This is a genomic window from Vibrio ordalii ATCC 33509, assembly GCA_000257205.1.
Taxonomy (GTDB): Bacteria; Pseudomonadota; Gammaproteobacteria; order Enterobacterales; family Vibrionaceae; genus Vibrio; species Vibrio ordalii.
Map to the genome: position 1 here is coordinate 1 of AEZC01000111.1, position 4,012 is coordinate 4,012.

Here is a 4,012-nt window from a genome sequence, read left to right on the forward strand (position 1 = left end):
ATACTTTTAACTATTAGTACAATAAATATGATCGTTTAATGTTCCCTCCAGAAGATCATGAAATAAACTTCATTGAAAATGATAATAGGAAAATACATTCATAAAAACACTAAGTCTATACTAGACCATTTAAACCCTAATATAATACATGATTTCAATTTAATATATGAGCATTTACTTCTATATTTTTTATTCGATAAACAAAGATTCCGCCATCAGAGAAATGGACCGATTAAAATACTTATGGAGCATGGCAATTAAAGACGACAACTACTCTTGGATAGATAAAAAAACACAGTTCAAATTAACTGGATCATAGAATACTTAAAAAAATCAAACATAGAGCTTTGGTTTATAAAAAATAACGAAGATATTGATTATAAGTATTACTCATGCTTAAGTCTTCTCGACTTATGGCAAGAGAATTATTTCATACCAGAAATTGGAAGCAAATATTACTTCTTAGAAAAAATGAAAAGATCTTGGTCTCAACAAAAGTATAGGCTTAGTGTAAAAAATAAGAAATCAATAAATTTACGAGTAGATAAAGAAATAGAGAAAAAGATTAATAAGTTATGCGCTGATTCAAAATTAACAAAAAGCCAACTCATTGAGTCGCTATTGAACAAATAAATAAATCTAAATATTAATCCAAGGGATTATAATTCCCCCATTGTTAAGCCTGCCTTCATTAATGAAAGCAGGCTTAAGGATTATAAAAATAGATTTTATTAGTTCACTCGATGATTAGAGATCCGTTGAGCAATCCACTCCTGCACCTCGCCTTCTACCCAAGATACAGCACGACCACCCAATTGAACTTGGGTCGGGAACTGGTTTTCTTCAATAAAGCGGTACAAACTAGAGCGGGACAAACCAGTCATAGTTAGCACTTCTCGAAAGCGGATCAAACGAATGTTGTTCTCTGGCATATTCACACCTCCCAGGTTGGTTAGTTGCAAGAAGATGACATATGTCTGAATAGTTTTTGATTAGGTGCAAATTGGCTTTAAGTCATTTACGCTACTGCTTTATCAGGGCCCATAAGGATGGATAAAAACTTAAAAGATAAATTAGATAGAAGTGCCATTGGGTAAGTAGCAACAATTTATGGGTACACTAAAAGGTACACCATTAAAAATCAAATCAACACAATTAAAATAGAAACAATAACTTAAGCATTAAAATCAACTTACGCCAGCCCACCAATCACTAGTAACGGGACGTCTCAGGACGTCCCGTTTTCTTTTCTGAGCCCTTGTCCTATCTAGCTTTAAGTGGTTTAGGGCGTCTCATCGAGATTCACTTAATCTCAGTCATTTAGTAACATTCTGCGTAACACTAACCAATAACAACACAAATTGGTGTTACATCAGAAAGGAACTATTAAAATGGCTAAGCAAATCAAGCCATTATCACCAACTCAAGTAACCAAAGCTAAGCCCTTAGAGAAAGAATATTCGCTTGCCGATGGCAACGGTCTGTACTTACGTATAAAGCCGAATGGCGCAAAACTTTGGATTTTCAACTACATCCATCCAGTAACTAAAAAACGCAAGAACATCAGCCTTGGTGCTTTTCCTGATATTACTCTCGCATCTGCGAGAGAGAAAAAAAGAGAAATGCGCCAACATGTCGCTGAAGGCATTGATCCTAAAACTCACAGAGATAACCAATGAACAAGCTGCATCACTGAACAAACAATTAACGCCCCACTCCCTATCGCAGCTTTCATAGCTAAAACAATCCATTCTGCTCATCAACAATTTTGACTTACATTCTATGAGTAATAATTTACTCATAAATAGTCTTCCCACACATTAATGAGTAATTTTTTACTCATTACTTGAAAATAAACGACTTTACGAGTAAAGTTTTACTCATTAATAAGTAGAGGTGTTGTCAGTGGAAGAACTAACCGTACAAGCTTTTATCAGAGGTGAATGGATAGATATTGGTATCATCTCATTCCCTAAAAGTAGCCAACATAATTTCCGAGTGACTGAACTCAACTACCTCAGCGACTATGCGCTAGAACATCACGATAAAGATGACTTTCACGCTGTTTCACTAAACCACCCTGTCTCATTCTTTTTTGATGACATGGGTAAGCCTGGATGGTTAAAGTTTCTAGACGATATTATGCCTAGTGGCGCTAGTAGACGATACTGGGTCAAACACCTAGATATTGAAGATCTTAGTTCTGATGAACAAGACTATGTTTTGCTCAAATTTGGCACGATGTCGCCTATTGGTAACTTAAGAATAAAAGACTCCCTTCCTGAACGCTACGAAGTCGCAGACAACCTCTACTTCTCTGTTGATGATGTTAAAAATCGAGCTGGTGATTTCCTCGACTACGCACAGCAAAGAGGGGCAGCCGCAGGTGGTGCAACTGGAGCTGGAGGTGAAGCGCCAAAACTGATCCTCCGATGTGGTTTCGATCATGGATCTGGCAGCGAAAAAATATGGATTGATCCATACCAAGATGACAATAGCAACCACGACTTACATTACTTAGTAAAGTACCCTAGAGGCTCAAGAAGCACCATCGACTGTAATATTCTAAGAGCTGAGTTCTACTTCTACCACGAGCTAACTGAAATGGGAGTTGAAACGATCTCCACCGACGGTATGCGCTTGGAGGAAGGATTAAACTACCCTTCCTTATGGCTTCCTAGATTTGATGTTCAAATTATTGATCAACAAATAGAGAGATTTGGCATGGAATCTGTGTATTCCATTTTGAACAAAGGCGCTGGGGTCACTCTTGATCACGAAACAACAATCCGAACTCTCATAGAAAAAATTACTGAAAGTAATATGGTTAAACACCAAGGGTATAGGTTCGATACCCAAGCTTTCGTTATTGAATGGGTGAAGATAGATCTACTCAACATCTTGTTTGGTAATAGTGATAACCATGGCAGAAATACTTCATTCTTAAAGGGTGATGGAGTCATAAAGCTTGCTCCCATTTACGATTTCGCACCAATGAAAGCTGATCCTGAAGGAATTCCAAGAACAACAAAATGGAAAGCCCCACTAGAGGTTGGCGGAACTTACGACTTTGTCGGCATTGCAGACGCCTTATCTGATATGGTGCCAAAGGAAGTGTTAATAAGAGAGCTAGCAATTACTGCAAGTAAATGCGTAGGCCTAAAGCAGAGACTCGCTTTACGAGGAGTACCAGAACAAATCTTGGAGATGCCAGCCGTTGGACTTAATTATATATCAGAAAAGCTGACTAAATGGGGGCTACTATGAAGCCAAGCAGTAAAGAATCAGTACAAGATACGGTAACTCGTCTAAGAGCAAACCGAAATCAACAGCAGTCCAAGGTTGGGAAGAATGCAACTCATTCGATCAAAGAGCAAACACAACTCGATACTCCAACGAGATCGAAAGCCTCAAAAAACGCCAAAGCAGTAAGTGCAACAGAGCGCAAAACCGAGGCAAACAAAGTCATCAAACACTTATTGCTTGGAGAGCTAACACAGGGCCAAGCGCTGAAAAGTCTACGCATTAATATACTGGGACTCAAACAGGATGTATTCGCAAGACTTGTCGATGTCTCAAGAAAAACACTCTCAGACATAGAGAATGATCGGGGCAGCTACAATACAGAGATTCTCAACAAGGTATTCAAACCATTTAGCTTAAAAATAGGGCTACTTCCTTCTTCTCCCGATGCGTTAAAATCGCTATTAATAGATAGTGAGGATGGGTAAAATGCTCAGTATCAGCGTTATTGCTTTAGATTGAATTGCTATAACAAGCTAGCATTTTCAAATGATTTAGGAATACATGGACGCGGGTTCAGTTCCTTTTGAAGCAGGAAATTGATGTAACATTTGATGCAACACCAAATTGGTAACATCGATATAAGTTACTGAATTTACGAAAAGTGAGAAATCATTTCAACTCCCGCCAGCTCACCATTCTCAACCGCTTCATAAGCTTGTTACGTTCATTTACACTACTTTACGAGTCCAGAGCGCGAAACAAGGTA

Annotated in this window: 3 protein-coding genes and 1 pseudogene; 3 read left to right on the plus strand and 1 reads right to left on the minus strand. The window is 38.2% G+C overall.

The genetic code is table 11. The features are described from left to right. Positions 1-731: 731 nt before the first annotated feature. Positions 732-932 (minus strand): helix-turn-helix transcriptional regulator, encoded by a 201-nt coding sequence (locus tag VOR_RS0108245; protein WP_010319238.1) that lies wholly within the window; start codon positions 930-932, stop codon positions 732-734. A gap of 459 nt (positions 933-1,391) precedes the next feature. Between VOR_RS0108245 and VOR_RS0108250 the strand changes: the two are divergent. From VOR_RS0108250 to VOR_RS0108260, 3 genes and pseudogenes are all read left to right on the plus strand, one after another. Next, a pseudogene (locus VOR_RS0108250) lies at positions 1,392-1,676 on the plus strand (integrase arm-type DNA-binding domain-containing protein); the annotation flags it as partial. Positions 1,677-1,905: 229 nt separating this feature from the next. Beyond that, complete coding sequence (locus VOR_RS0108255) at positions 1,906-3,267, plus strand: type II toxin-antitoxin system HipA family toxin (RefSeq protein ID WP_010319240.1); 1,362 nt, start codon at positions 1,906-1,908, stop codon at positions 3,265-3,267. After that, positions 3,264-3,731, plus strand: a complete 468-nt coding sequence (locus VOR_RS0108260) for a helix-turn-helix transcriptional regulator (protein WP_010319241.1) — start codon at positions 3,264-3,266, stop codon at positions 3,729-3,731. The genes VOR_RS0108255 and VOR_RS0108260 overlap by 4 nt, the downstream gene beginning before the upstream one ends. The last annotated feature ends 281 nt before the right edge of the window (positions 3,732-4,012 follow it).